General features: G+C 71.8%; 10 protein-coding genes. 2 read left to right on the forward strand and 8 right to left on the reverse strand.

Annotated features, from left to right (window positions below; genetic code table 11):
• Position 1: 1 nt before the first annotated feature.
• On the reverse strand, positions 2-1,051 hold the full coding sequence (locus J7E93_RS01385) for an energy-coupling factor ABC transporter permease (protein ID WP_215065352.1): 1,050 nt from the start codon (positions 1,049-1,051) through the stop codon (positions 2-4).
• Positions 1,052-1,176: 125 nt separating this feature from the next.
• Between J7E93_RS01385 and J7E93_RS01390 the strand changes: the two genes are divergently transcribed.
• Positions 1,177-1,536 (forward strand): SsgA family sporulation/cell division regulator, encoded by a 360-nt coding sequence (locus J7E93_RS01390; protein WP_215065353.1) that lies wholly within the window; start codon positions 1,177-1,179, stop codon positions 1,534-1,536.
• A gap of 95 nt (positions 1,537-1,631) precedes the next feature.
• Here the strand turns inward: J7E93_RS01390 and J7E93_RS01395 are convergent, their stop codons facing one another.
• Both J7E93_RS01395 and J7E93_RS01400 read right to left on the reverse strand, forming a co-directional pair.
• On the reverse strand, positions 1,632-3,809 hold the full coding sequence (locus J7E93_RS01395) for an MMPL family transporter (protein ID WP_215065354.1): 2,178 nt from the start codon (positions 3,807-3,809) through the stop codon (positions 1,632-1,634).
• Positions 3,810-3,943: 134 nt separating this feature from the next.
• The gene (locus J7E93_RS01400; RefSeq protein ID WP_215065355.1) at positions 3,944-4,516 is read right to left on the reverse strand and encodes a TetR/AcrR family transcriptional regulator; all 573 of its coding nucleotides are present in this window, start codon (positions 4,514-4,516) and stop codon (positions 3,944-3,946) included.
• Between the two features lie 238 nt (positions 4,517-4,754).
• On the opposite strand from J7E93_RS01400, the gene J7E93_RS01405 reads away from it, so the two are divergent.
• Entirely contained in the window at positions 4,755-8,135 is a 3,381-nt protein-coding gene (locus tag J7E93_RS01405) for a S41 family peptidase (RefSeq protein ID WP_215065356.1), read from the forward strand.
• A 178-nt stretch (positions 8,136-8,313) separates the two neighbouring features.
• On the opposite strand, the gene J7E93_RS01410 is transcribed toward J7E93_RS01405, so the two are convergent.
• The 5 genes from J7E93_RS01410 to J7E93_RS01430 all read right to left on the reverse strand — a co-directional run bounded on the left by J7E93_RS01410 (position 8,314) and on the right by J7E93_RS01430 (position 12,557).
• Complete coding sequence (locus J7E93_RS01410; RefSeq protein WP_215065357.1) at positions 8,314-8,832, reverse strand: GNAT family N-acetyltransferase; 519 nt, start codon at positions 8,830-8,832, stop codon at positions 8,314-8,316.
• A 134-nt stretch (positions 8,833-8,966) separates the two neighbouring features.
• Positions 8,967-9,155 (reverse strand): hypothetical protein, encoded by a 189-nt coding sequence (locus J7E93_RS01415; RefSeq protein ID WP_215065358.1) that lies wholly within the window; start codon positions 9,153-9,155, stop codon positions 8,967-8,969.
• Positions 9,156-9,250: 95 nt separating this feature from the next.
• On the reverse strand, positions 9,251-10,132 hold the full coding sequence (locus J7E93_RS01420; protein ID WP_215065359.1) for an SDR family oxidoreductase: 882 nt from the start codon (positions 10,130-10,132) through the stop codon (positions 9,251-9,253).
• On the reverse strand, positions 10,129-11,019 hold the full coding sequence (locus J7E93_RS01425) for an alpha/beta fold hydrolase (RefSeq protein WP_215065360.1): 891 nt from the start codon (positions 11,017-11,019) through the stop codon (positions 10,129-10,131). The genes J7E93_RS01420 and J7E93_RS01425 overlap by 4 nt, the downstream gene beginning before the upstream one ends.
• The gene (locus J7E93_RS01430) at positions 11,016-12,557 is read right to left on the reverse strand and encodes an NAD(P)/FAD-dependent oxidoreductase (protein WP_215065361.1); all 1,542 of its coding nucleotides are present in this window, start codon (positions 12,555-12,557) and stop codon (positions 11,016-11,018) included. The genes J7E93_RS01425 and J7E93_RS01430 overlap by 4 nt, the downstream gene beginning before the upstream one ends.
• Positions 12,558-12,559 lie beyond the last annotated feature (2 nt).

Raw genomic sequence — 12,559 nt, forward strand, 5'->3', positions numbered from 1 at the left:
GTCAGACCTGCGCCCCGGTGCGGGCCTCGGCCGTCGCCGCCCTGCGGCGGCGTACGGCCCAGAAGGCGCCGGTGCCGACGGCGAGCGTCGCGCCCACGCCGATCACTCCGGCGAGGCCGCCCGAGAGGCGGGCGTCGTCGACGTCCTTGACGCCGTAGTCGGCGAGCGGGGAGCCGGCCGCGGCGTGCTCCTCGACGTTCTTGTCGATGCCCTTGTCGGCGGCGACCTTCTCCAGGCCGTCGGGGCTCGCGGAGGCGTAGAAGGAGACGAAGCCGGCGAGGACGAGGGCGGTGACCAGGCCGCCGATCCAGACCTTCTTCGGGGAGCCGCCCGGGGCGGGTGCCACGGCGGAGGCGGGGGCCGCGTCGACCAGTTCGCCGCCGACCCGCAGCTTGAGCGGGGCGGTCAGGCCGCGGGCGCCGTGGACCAGGTCGGGGCGGACGGCGACGACCGCGCCGACGGTCAGCATGGTGATGACGGCCTCGCCGATGCCGATGAGGGTGTGCACGCCGACCATCGCGGTGAGCACCTTGCCGAGCGGTACGTCGGTGGTGCCGCCGATCGCGTAGAAGAGGGTGAAGGCGACGGCCGCGGCGGGCACGGAGACGAGCGCGGCCACGAAGGAGGCGACGGTCACCGAGCGGCGGGTGCGGGGCAGGACGAGGACGAGTCCGCGGAAGAGGGCGTACGCGACGACGACCGTGACGACGCCCATGACGGTGATGTTCACCCCGAGCGCGGTGAGACCGCCGTCGGCGAAGAGGATGCCCTGCATCAGCAGGACGACGGCTATGCAGAGCACGCCCGTGTACGGGCCGACCAGGATGGCGGCGAGCGCGCCGCCGAGCAGGTGTCCGCTGGTCCCGGCGGCGACCGGGAAGTTCAGCATCTGCACGGCGAAGATGAAGGCCGCGACGAGTCCGGCCAGTGGCGCCGTTCGCTCGTCCAGCTCACGGCGGGCTCCGCGCAGGCTGACGGCGACGGCGCCCGCGGCGACGATTCCGGCCGCGGCGGACACGGGGGCGTTGATGAATCCGTCGGGTACATGCACGGCATTGATGATAGGCGCTACCTGCAAAGGGCTTGCAAGAGCGCACAGGTCACAAAGGAACCGACGCATGCGCCGTGAAATATGGGACATTAGGGACTAGTAAGACGAGTGTGAGGAGTCGGCCGATGCCCGCCACGGAAGACCATGCCGTCGAGGATCACGCCAAGGGCAGGATCATCACCGATGCCCCGCTCTCCCGCCCCGTCCCCGTCGCCCTCCGCTACGACCCGGACGCCGCGCCCGCCACGGTGCGCTTCGTCTTCCCCGGCAACATCGAGTGGTCCTTCCCGCGCACCCTCCTCGAAACCGGCATGCGCGCCCCCGCCCGCCGCGGGGACATCGGGATCTGGCCCTGCGGCCGGGTCCAGACGATCGTGGAGTTCCACACGGCCGACGGTGTCGCGGTCGTCCAGTTCGACTCGACCGCCCTGGTCCGCTTCCTCCGGCACACGTACGCCGTCACCGCGTCGAGTTCGACACGATGACGGCGTAGCGCCGCGTCGGCTCCCCGTCCCCACAGGTTCCGGCGCGATCCGGGGCGTGCTCTCCGCTCAAAAGGCCACCCCGGGGATCAGGAGACTCAGACCTTCACGAGCGTGGGCCCCGAGTCCTGCGGAGCGCCCGGGGAGGCGGTGACCTTCGCCAGGCCCTCCCCCTCCACGTCCACGTTCGGCAGCGCCTTGTCCAGCCACTTCGGCAGCCACCACGCCCGGTGACCGAGCAGGGCGAGCACGGCGGGCACGATCGCCATCCGAACGACGAAGGCGTCGAAGAGGACCGCGACGGCGAGGCCGAAGCCGATCATCTTGATCATCTGGTCGTCCATGCCGATGAATCCGGAGAACACCGCGATCATGATCACCGCGGCGGCGGTGACCACCCGGGCGCTGTGCCGGAAACCGCTCACGATCGCCTCGCCGGGCCGCTCCCCGTGGACGTACGCCTCGCGCATCCGGGTGACGAGGAAGACCTCGTAGTCCATCGCGAGACCGAAGACCACGCCCACCATGAAGATCGGCATCATCGACATGATCGGGCCGGTCTGCTCGACGCCGAACAGACTGCCGAGCCAACCCCACTGGAAGACCGCGACGACCGCGCCGAGGGCCGCGACCACCGAGAGCAGGAAGCCGAGGGCCGCCTTCAGCGGGACCAGGATCGAGCGGAAGACCACCATGAGGAGCAGGAAGGCGAGTCCGACGACCAGGGCCAGGTAGGGCAGCAGGGCGTCGTTCATCTTCTGCGAGAAGTCGATGTTCATCGCGGTGGCGCCGGTGACCAGGACGTTGTCGCCGGTCGCGTCACGGATGTCGTGGACCAGCCGCTCGGTCTCGACCGAGGAGGGGCGGTCCTTCGGGATCACCGTGACCATCGCGGTGTCGCCGGCCTTGTTGGGCGTGGGCGGGGTGACCGCCACGACGCCCTTCAGGCCCTTGATCGTGGAGACGGTGGACTCGGCGACGGCCTTGTCGCCGTCGACGACGACCATCAGCGGTCCGTTGAAACCGGGGCCGAAGCCGTCCGACAGCAGGTCGTAGGCGCGGCGCTCGGTGGCGGAGACGGGCTTGGCGCCGTCGTCCGGCAGGCCCATCTCCAGCGAGGCGGCGGGCAGCGCGACCGCGCCCAGACCGAGGACACCGACGAGCAGGACCATGACCGGGCGGCGGATGACGAACCGGGCCCAGCGGGTCCCCATGTTGGGCTTCTCCTTCCGGAGAGCCCCCTCCTGGACGCCCTTGCGCTGCTTGCGGCCCATGACCTTGGACCCCGCGAACCCGAGCAGGGCCGGTATGAGGGTGAGGGCGATCAGGACGGCGATCAGGACCGTACCGGCGGCGGCGAAGCCCATCTTCGTCAGCATCGGGATGTTGACGACGGCGAGGCCGACCAGCGCGATGACGACGGTCAGACCGGCGAAGACGACGGCGGAGCCGGCCGTGCCGACCGCGCGGCCCGCGGCCTCCTCGCGCTCCCGGCCCTCGGCGAGCTCGGCGCGGTAGCGGGAGACGATGAAGAGCGCGTAGTCGATGCCGACGGCGAGGCCGATCATCATCGCGAGCGTGGAGGTGGTGGAGCCGAGGTCCAGGACGTTGGCGAGCGCGGTGATCGTGGAGACACCGATGCCGACGCCGATGATCGCCGTGAGCAGCGGGAGTCCGGCCGCGACCAGTGAGCCGAAGGTGAGGACCAGGACGATGCCGGCGATGACCACGCCGACGATCTCGCCCGCACCGGTCTCCGGCATGGTCTGGAGCGCGTCGCCGCCGATCTCGACGGTGAGTCCCTGTCCCTGGGCGTCGTGCCCGGTCTTCTCCAGTGCCTCGCGGGTCGCGTCGGTCAGCTCCATGCCGGAGACCTTGTAGCTGACGGAGACGTAGGCGGTCGAGCCGTCCCGGGAGACCGCCTGGGCGGTGTACGGGTCGGTGACCGAGGCGACCTGGTCGGAGCCCGACTTCAGCTCGCCGACGACCTTCTCGACCTTGGCCCTGTGGGCCGCGTCGGTCATCTTCTGGCCGTCGGGGGCCTTGAAGACGACGCGGGCGGTGGCCCCGTCGGCGTTGCCGCCGGGGAAGCGCTGCTCAAGGAGGTCGAAGGCCTTCTGGGCCTCGGTGCCGGGGATCGAGAAGGAGCTGGAGGTCGCGGCGGGCGCGGTCGCGGCGCCGACTCCGGCGAGCGCGAGCAGTGCCACCCAGAGCAGGGCGACGAGCCGTCGGCGCCGGAAGGCGGAGCGACCCAACTTGTACAGAAACGTGGCCACGGGGGCGTACTCCCATTGGTGGGTGGGACAGGGCATGGGGAGCCGGCCCGACGGCGTGAGCGGTGCGCAGCGTCAGGGGGTGCGGGTGAGGACGTATCGGTGGTACCGGCCGGGGAGCCGGTGCGGATCGCGGGTCAGACGCCGAGTGAGGGAAGCACGACGGCGTCGACGTAGGCGCTGAGGAAGGCGTGGTCGACCGGCTGATCCTCGATCAGCGGGCGGGCGATGAAGGCCCCGATCAGCATGTGGGGGACGAGCTTCAGGGCCGGGTTGTCGGCGCTGACCTCGCCCCGGTCCACTGCTCTTCGCAACACCTCGTCGAGGCCGGTCATCTCGGGTTCGATGAGCAGCTCGCGCAGCGCCTGGAGCAGTTCCGGGTTGTCGTGGACGGCATGGGCCAGGCCCCGCATCAGCGCGGAGTCCTTCTCCATCTGGCAGTCGTCGGTCCGCTCCATCATCGCCTGGAAGTCGCCGCGCAGGGTGCCGGTGTCGATCTCTCCGAGACTGACGGGCTTGTTGTGGCGCATGGCCCTGGCGACGAGTTCGGGCTTGCTCCCCCACTGGCGGTAGAGGGTGGCCTTGCTGGAGCGGGTGCGGGCGGCGACGGCGTCCATGGTGAGGGCGTCGTAGCCGACCTCGCGCAGGAGGTCGAGCACGGCTTCGTACAGCTCGGACTCACGCTCTGGGGTGAGTCTGCTGCGGGCCATGACCGGTCTCCATCCGAACGAAACGGTTTCGTACAGTACGAAGATACCCCCGCCCGCAGCGAAACGAAACCGTTTCGTACGTGTCGTGGCCCACACGGGCCCCACACGGCCCCACACGGGTCCATACCGGCCTCCACCAGCCCTTACCGGCACGCGCGGGCCCCCGCACCCACAACTCCCCCGAAAGATTCTCGCCCGCCGAGTTGCCGCGCCCCCTCCCCGCGGAAAGCATTGACGAGTGAGTGACGACGTCGCGTATCTCCGCTACCCGCACCTCCACGACGATCTGCTGTGCTTCGCGGCCGAGGACGATCTCTGGGTCGCCCCCCTCGTGCCTGAGGGTCACCGCCCCGGCCGGGCGTGGCGGATCACCGTCGACCGGACGCGGGTGGGTCACCCGCGCTTCTCGGCCGACGGGACCCGCATCGCGTACACGAGCTGGCGAAGTCTCGACCCCGAGATCCATCTCGCGCCGGTCGAGGGCGGGCCGTCGCGCCGCCTCACCTACTGGGGTTCGACGGACACCCGCGTCTGCGGCTGGTCGCCCCCCGACAAGGACGGGAAGTCCGACATCCTCGCCGTCTCCTCGCACGGCCAGCCCTTCTCGTACTTCTCCTGGGCCTACACCGTCCCCACGGACGGCTCCCCCGGCGGACGCATGCCCTGGGGCCCCGTCTCGGACATCGAGGTCGCCGACATCGACGGCGAACGGCGCACCCTGCTGCTCACCGGGAAGCCGCCGCACGAGCCGGCGGCCTGGAAGCGGTACCGGGGCGGCGCCATGGGCCGCCTGTGGCTGCACGGCGAGCAGCTGCTGCCGGACATCGGCGGCCACCTGGACTCGCCGATGTTCGTGTCCGGCCGGATCGCGTTCCTCTCCGACCACGAAGGCATCGGCAATCTCTACTCCTGCCTGCCCGACGGCACCGACCTGCGCCGCCACACCGACCACGACGCCTTCTACGCCCGGCACGCCTCCAGCGACGGCCGCCGGGTGGTCTACCAGTGCGCCGGCGACCTGTGGATCGTCGACGCGCTGACCGAGGACTCCGTCCCGCGCAAGCTGGAGGTACGGCTCGGCGGTCCGCGCGCCGGCCGGCGCCGCTACCAGGTCCCGGCCGCCAACCACGTCGACGCGATCTCGGTCGACGAGACCGGGCGGGCCAGCGCGGTCTCCGTACGCGGCAGCCTGTACTGGCTGACCCACCGCGACGGCCCGGCCCGCACCATCACCGACACCCCCGGCGTACGGGTCCGGCTGCCCGAGATGCTGGGCAGCGGCGGACAGGTCGCCTACGTCACCGACGCCGAGGGCGAGGACGCCATCGAGGTCGCCTACCTGCCGCGCGCCAGCGGCGACCGCGAGCCGCGCCGCCTCGCCTCCGGCGAGCTCGGCCGGGTCGAGGAGCTGGTCTCCGACCCGGAGGGCGAGCGGCTCGCCATCGCCTCCCACGACGGCCGGCTGCTGCTCATCGACACGACCGAGGACGCGACCGACAGCGTGACCGACGCCGCGACCGACGCCGCGACCGACGCCGCGACGGAGGAGGGCGGTGAGGGCACCTCGCAGGCGAAAGGCTCGGGGGGAGGCGAAGTGACGGAGCTGATCCGGTCGATCAACGGGCCGGTGCGCGACCTCGCCTTCTCCCCTGACGGCTCCTGGCTGACCTGGTCGCATCCGGGCATCGGCCGCTCGCTGCGCCAGATCAAGATGGCCCGGATCTCCGGTCCCGGGACGCCGACGATCGTCGACGTCACCAACGGCCGCTTCGAGGACGAGAACCCGGTCTTCACCCGTGACGGCCGCTATCTCGCCTTCCTCTCCTGGCGTGGCTTCGACCCGGTGTACGACGTGCACACCGGCGACCTGTCGTTCCCGCTGGGCTGCCGGCCCTATCTCGTACCGCTGTCGTCGGCGACCCCGTCACCGTTCGCGCTGCTGCCGGACGGGCGGCCGGCGGCGGGCGGTCTGGACCCGGGCGAGAGCGAGGCGGAGAGCGGTGGCGAGGGCACCGTGATCGTGGAGGTGGAGGGGCTGCCCGACCGGGTCACGCCGTTCCCCGTCGCCGCGTCCAAGTACTCGGCGCTGCGCCCGGTCAACGGCGGCGGGCTGGTCTGGCTGCGCTGGCCGATCTCGGGCGCGCTCGGCGAGACCTTCGCCAACCCGGCCGACACCACGGGCCGGCCCACCCTGGAGTACTTCAACATCGCCAAGGCCCGCAAGAGCGAGCTGGTCCAGCACCTGGACTGGTTCGCGGTCAGCGGCGACGGGACACGGCTCGTCGTGGTCGACGAGGGCGATCTGCGGGCGGTGCCGTCCACCGAGTCCGGGGACGGCGACTCGACCGTCTACATGGATCTGCGCCGGATCCTGCACGAGGTGGACCCGGAGGCGGAGTGGCGCCAGGCGTACGACGAGGCGGGCCGGATCATCCGCGCCTACTTCTGGGAGCCGAACATGTGCGGGGTGGACTGGGCGGCCGTCCTGGACCAGTACCGCCCGCTGGTCGAACGGGTCGCCTCCCCGGACGAGTTCGCCGACCTGCTCCGCGAGGTCCTGGGCGAGCTGGGCACCTCGCACGCCTACGTCTCGCCCGCGCGGCGCAACGAGGGCCCGCCGCACTACCAGCGCCCGATGGGCCTGCTGGGCGCCAACCTGGTCCCGCGGGACGGCGGCTGGATGGTCAAGCGCATCCTTCCGGGCGACTCCTCCGACTCCAAGGCGCGTTCACCGCTGGCGGGCACCGGCATCCGCGAGGGCGCGATCCTCACCCATGTGGACGGCCGGCCGGTGGACCCGGTGTGCGGCCCGTACCCGCTGCTCGCCGCCTCCGGCGGTACGACGGTCGAGCTGACCTTCCGGCCGGCGGAGGGCGAGGGCCGCTCGCGCCGGGTCGCGATCGTGCCGCTGATCGACGAACGGCCGCTGCGCTACCAGGACTGGGTGGCCAAACGCCGTGCGGTGGTACGGGAGGTCAGCGGCGGCAAGTGCGGCTATCTGCACATCCCCGACATGGGCGGCTCGGGCTGGGCCCAGTTCAACCGCGACCTGCGGATGGAGGTCTCCCGGCCGGCCCTGATCGTGGACGTGCGCGGCAACGCGGGCGGACACATCAGCGAGCTGGTCGTGGAGAAGCTCACCCGCAAGATCCTCGGCTGGGACCTCACCCGCAACGCGCAGCCGGTCAGTTACGCGTCGAACGCCCCGCGCGGCCCGGTCGTCGCCCTCGCCGACGAGGCCACGTCCTCGGACGGCGACATGATCACCGCCGCGTTCAAGCTCCTCGGTCTCGGGCCGGTGATCGGCCAGCGGACCTGGGGCGGGGTGGTCGGCATGACCGGCCGCCACCGGCTGGGCGACGGCACACAGATCACGGTGCCGATGAACGCGGCCTGGTTCCCGGAGTACGGCTGGTCGGTCGAGAACCACGGCGTGGAACCGGACCTGGCGATCCTGCGCACGCCGCTGGACTGGGCCGAGGGCCGGCACGCCCAGCTCGACGACGCGGTCGAGGTGGCCCTGTCCCTGCTGTCGGAGACCCCGGCGGCCACCCCACCGGGCTACGCCGACGTCCCGGACCGCTCCCGCCCGAAGCTCCCCCCGAGGCCGGGCTCGTAGCAGGCAACCGGCCGCCGGCCCCTACGCGCGGTCCCGGCCCATGGAAGGGCCGGGCCGCAGCACTGCGCGCGGGGTCCGGCTCGTAGGAGGCAACCGCAGTCGGCCCTACCCGCAGGGCCTGGCTCATAACAGGCAACCGGCCTACGCGCGGGGCCCGGCTCATAACAGGCAACCGGCCCTACGCGCGGACCTCGGCCGGCTCGCGCCCGAAGCGGCCCCCGAGGTCCAGCTCGTAGGAGGTTCCGGGCCGGCCGTCGAGCGTCACGCTCCCGACGGCCCCGAATCCGACCCGTCCGAGCACGGCCCTCGACCCGGGATTGTCGAGGGTCGTGGCGGCGCGCAGCGTCCGCAGCCCGTACACCTCCACGGCCAGCCGGCACAGCTCCCGCACCCCGGCCGTGGCCACCCCCCGCCCGGCGGCCTTCTCCGCGACGCGGTACCCGAGCTCGGCGCTCCCGTCGGCCACGTCGACGAGGTTGAACCGCCCCAGGATCTCCCCGCCCTCCCCGACCAGGACGTGAAAGAGGATCGTCCCGGTCCCCTGCTCGTCGAGGAGCGCCTGATGCCGCTCCTCGAACTCCTCGAAGTAGGTGTCCCCCCGGTCGGGCACGGAGGCGGCGAAGTAGCCCCGGTTCGCCCGCTCGAAGGCGTAGACGGCGGGGGCGTGTTCGGGGCGGAGCAGCTGCAGTTCGACCATGGCCCGCACGGTACGCGGCGGACCGCGCACGGGGCACCCGGAATTGAGGAAGCCGCCCGCCCGGCGCGACCACACGAAAGGCGCACCCGGCGTCCCGGGTGCGCCTCTCCTCAGCGGACTTCAGCGGACAGACGTCAGGCGTCGTAGTCCTGGTCGAAGCGGTCGCGCTCCGCCTGCTCGGCCCGGCGCGACTGCTCGTCGGAGCGGCTGCCCTTGGCCTGGGAGGCGCGTTCGGACGCTTCGTCCTTCGCGTTGCCCATCTTCTGCTTCGCCTGCTCGGCGAGGTCCTGCGCCTTGTCCTTGAACTGGTCTGCCTTGCCCATGAAGGTTCACTCCTAGATGGGTGTGAGGGGTACGGGGCGGGTCGCCCCTTGGGCCTCGACCAGCGTGGCACGCCGGGACAATCAGCGCATTTCGATCAGACACGCTCCATACGCGCCTGCTCGTCGGCCGCCCCTCCCGCGCCCACCAGCCCCTTGGAGACACTGGCCAGGCGGGGCTCGAAGCGCTTCATCTCGCGCTGGCCCACCGTGGCGATGAGCCCCGGGAGATAGCCGCGGATCGACTGCATCCCGCGCAGCCACCATTGGGCGTACACGTGCGGCGAGCGGCGCTCGATTCCCGCCACGATCCGGTCGACGGCCGGGCCCAGCGGGTACGTGCGGTTCGAGGGCCAGGGCAGCCGCTGGCGCAGCTCCTTCATCACGTCGTCCTGGTCCGCGCCCCGGACCATGTCGGTGTCGGTCCAGGAGAGGTAGCCGACGCCGACCTTCACCCCCTTGTAGCCGACCTCGGCGCGCAGGCTGTGCGCGAAGGCCTCGACGCCCGACTTGGAGGCGCAGTACGCCGTCATCATCGGCGCCGGGGTGATGGCCGCGAGCGAGGCGATCTGCAGGAAGTAGCCGCGGGACTCCATCAGGACGGGCAGGAACGCGCGGCCGGTCACCGCCCCGCCGATCAGGTTGACCTCGATGACCCGGCGCCAGGCGACCGGGTCGGAGTCCACGAACGGACCGCCCGCCGCCACGCCCGCGTTGGCGACGACGATGTCGACCTTGCCGAAGCGCTCCTTGACCTCGCCCGCCACCCGGGCCATCGCCTCGTGGTCGGTGACGTCCGCGTGCCACCAGTCCGCCTCGGTGTGCAGCCGGGCGGCGACCTGCTTCAGCTCCTCGGGCTCCAGGCCGACCAGCGCGATCCTGGCGCCGCGGGCCGAGAGCTTGCGGGCGAGGAGTTCACCGACGCCCCGGGCCGCCCCGGTGACGACCGCCACCTGTCCTTCCAGACTCACCCTGCTCATGCGTCCTCCTTCACACCCAGGTACGTGACGGCCAGTTCGCGGATCTGTGCGGTGACGGCCTCGGGGGCCTCCACCGGCGTCATGTGTCCCATCCCGGCGAGTTCGACGAGCCCCACGCACTGCGGCAGCGCCGCCGCCAGTGCCCGCGAGTGGACGGGCGGGGTCATCCGGTCCTCCGTGCCGACGAGCACGGCCACCGGCAGGCTCAACTCCCGTACGCCCCCGTCCAGGTCGAGCTCCGCGAGCACGTGCGACCAGGCCACCCGGGCCGACCGCGGGCAGGCGTGGACGATCCGGGCGCAGGTGTCCACCCGCCCGGGCGCCGATCCCGGCCCCATCGTCGCGTACTTGAGGAGCTTCCGGGAGACGGGCGTGACCGGTCCGAGCGGCGCCCTCGCTCCCAGGATCCCCCTGGTCAGCCGGGTCCGCAGAGCGCCGGCCCGCAGCGGTACGACGAGGGACTCGGCCGTCAGCCGACCCGGGCCCGTGGAGCAGAGCAGCGCGGCGGCGGCGTGCTCGCGGAAGCCGGGCCGGCCGGCCGCGGCCATCAGCGTCATGCCGCCCATGGAGTGCCCGGCGAGAACGGCCCGCTCGCCGGGGGCGAGGGTCGCGGCGAGAACGGCTTCGAGGTCGTCGGCGAGCGCCTGTGTCGAGTAGCCGGAGCGGCCGACGAGGGGGGTGCGGCCGTGGCCGCGCTGGTCGTAGGCGATGACCCGGTGGTCGGCGGACAGGTCCCGTATCTGCTCGGCCCAGAAGGCGATCGAGCAGGTCCAGCCGTGGGCCAGGACCACGGCGGGGGCGCCCTGCGGCCCGTACACCTCGACGTGGATCCGCGAGCCGTCGGCCGAGACGGCGGTCAGTTCACTGGGGTTCGCGCCTCGGCTCACTTGACCGTCTCCTTCTTACGGGAGGTGGTGCGCGGGCGGGGCTCCTGAGGGGCCGGCGCGCGCAGCACCTCGTACTCCGCCAGGTCCACCTGCCGTGTCTCGCGCCGGAACTCCGCCGTCGTGCCCGGCCACAGCGTGGTGTTGCGGCCGTTGGCGTCGAGGTACCAGCTGCTGCAGCCGCCCGCCTTCCAGACGGTGCGTTCCATCCGGTCCTGCACCTTCCGGTTCCACGCTCCGACGGCGGACGGCCGGACGGCGAGGGCGGCGCGCCCGCCGGGCCCGTCGTGCGAGAGCACGTTCAACTGGCGCAGGTAGTCGGCCATGTAGTTGAGCTGCGACTCGATCATCAGGATCATGGAGGAGTTCCCGAGGCCCGTGTTGGGGCCGATGATCGTCATCCAGTTGGGGAAGCCCGCGGCGGTGGCGCCGCGCAGCGACTCCATGCCGTCCTTCCAGGACTCGGCGAGGGTGTGCCCTTCGGCGCCGACGACCCGTTCGGCGATCGGCATGTCGGTGACGTGGAATCCCGTACCGAAGATGATCGCGTCGACCTCGGTCTCGGTGCCGTCGGCCGCCACGACCGTGTTGCCGCGGATCTCCTGCAGCCCCGAGGCGACGACGTCGACGTTGGGCCGGGCGAGCGCCGGGTAGTACTCGCTGGAGAGCAGGATGCGCTTGCAGCCGATGCGGTACGACGGGGTCAGCTTGGCGCGCAGCGCCGGGTCCTTGATCGCCCGGCCCATGTTGGCCTTGGCGAGCGACTCGACGAGACCGAGCTCGCCCGGACGCTTGGTGAAGGCGCTGACCTGCAGTTCGCGGATGCCCCACAGGATTCCGCGGCGCAGGGTCCCGGTGAGGGGGAGCCCGCGGTGCAGCCGGCGCTCGACGCCGGTGATGGCGCGGTCCATGCGGGGCATCACCCACGGGGGCGTGCGCTGGAAGAGGGTGAGCTTCCCGACCTTCGGCTGGATCGCGGGGACGATCTGGATGGCGGAGGCCCCGGTGCCGACCATGGCGACGCGCTTGCCGGTGAGGTCGTAGTCGTGGTCCCACCGCGCGGAGTGGAAGACCTTGCCGGGGAAGTCGGCGAGCCCGGGGATCTCGGGGATCTTCGGGTCGGAGAGCGGGCCGGTCGCGGAGACGACCATGTCGGCGCTGAAGGAGCCCTGGCTCGTCTCGATCTCCCAGCGCAGCGCGTCGCCGTCCCAGCGCATCAGCCGCACCTCGTGGTTCAGCCGCAGGTGCGGGCGGAGCCGGAAGGTGTCGGTGACGTGCTCCAGGTACGCGCGGATGTGGCGCTGTCCGGAGAAGGTGCGCGGCCAGTCGGGGTTCGGCGCGAAGGAGAAGGAGTAGAGGTGCGACGGAACGTCGCAGGCGCAGCCGGGGTAGCTGTTGTCCCGCCAGGTGCCGCCGACGGAGTCGGCCCGCTCCAGTACGACGAAGTCGGTGATCCCTTCGCGGCGCAACCGCACCGCGGCGCCCAGGCCACCGAACCCCGATCCGATCACCGCCACTCGTACATGCTCGTGCTTCGCCATGC

It is taken from the genome of Streptomyces sp. ISL-36, assembly GCF_018614205.1.
GTDB lineage: Bacteria > Actinomycetota > Actinomycetes > Streptomycetales > Streptomycetaceae > Streptomyces.

Bases quoted from the DNA above. Each gene is read 5' to 3' on its own strand.
- J7E93_RS01390 (WP_215065353.1), top strand. From the start codon at position 1,177: ATGCCCGCCACGGAAGACCATGCCGTCGAGGATCACGCCAAGGGCAGG.
- J7E93_RS01400 (WP_215065355.1), bottom strand. From the start codon at position 4,516: ATGGCCCGCAGCAGACTCACCCCAGAGCGTGAGTCCGAGCTGTACGAA.
- J7E93_RS01410 (WP_215065357.1), bottom strand. From the start codon at position 8,832: ATGGTCGAACTGCAGCTGCTCCGCCCCGAACACGCCCCCGCCGTCTAC.
- J7E93_RS01415 (WP_215065358.1), bottom strand. From the start codon at position 9,155: ATGGGCAAGGCAGACCAGTTCAAGGACAAGGCGCAGGACCTCGCCGAG.
- J7E93_RS01420 (WP_215065359.1), bottom strand. From the start codon at position 10,132: ATGAGCAGGGTGAGTCTGGAAGGACAGGTGGCGGTCGTCACCGGGGCG.
- J7E93_RS01430 (WP_215065361.1), bottom strand. From the start codon at position 12,557: ATGGCGAAGCACGAGCATGTACGAGTGGCGGTGATCGGATCGGGGTTC.